Source organism: Stenotrophomonas sp. B1-1 (assembly GCF_010894375.1).
Classification (GTDB): domain Bacteria; phylum Pseudomonadota; class Gammaproteobacteria; order Xanthomonadales; family Xanthomonadaceae; genus Stenotrophomonas.
On sequence record NZ_JAAIUZ010000064.1, the window covers coordinates 1 to 658 of the forward strand.

General features: G+C 66.6%; 1 pseudogene. It reads left to right on the top strand.

What is annotated here, in order from left to right:
- Positions 1 to 658: pseudogene (locus G4G00_RS21775) on the top strand (hypothetical protein); the annotation flags it as partial.

A 658-nucleotide genomic window follows, 5' to 3' on the forward strand; every position in this document is an offset into this window, starting at 1 on the left:
CACGCGAGCGCAACGGCAGCAAGCGCTACCTGGGGTTGCAGTTGCAGAGCACCGACGGCGCCGTGGCGCGCCCCAATCGCCTGGTCCTCGACCTGGCTGAGGGCGTCCTAGTCGGACCGACGGACACCCCCAATGTGAGCGCGCTGCGCATCCTGCCCAGCGGCGACTGCGGCCGATTGATCGAGATGGATGTAACCGGGGTGGCCGATGGGCTACTGATGCTGGCGCTCTATTTGCACGCACGCCCCGACAGTGATCAATACCCGGGTGATGGGGTCTCCGGCTTGGACATCGTCGCCCCCTACCTATGGGATCTGGATGACGCAACGAGCCCGGTCTACCCGTACACCAGCACGAGCGTTGTGCCAGGTGGCGAGGAACACGCGGTGCGCGTATGGGGCGTGCAGCTGGAATACGGCCCACAGGCCACCGGCTACATCCCCACCTTTGCCACACCGGTCACCGTCGTCGATTACCGGCTTCAGGCGCCTTGGACGATCGTGCTGGATCAACCCTTGCCTGCGGGCGCCCGGCTGAGCTGGGACGGGGTCATCGGCCATGTACCCTCCCCTACCCTGCTGCCGCCTAATGCCACCGCGCTGGAGCGTGCCGGCGAAGCGGCCGATGCCTGCCTGATGCAGGTGCCCATGACCCATGG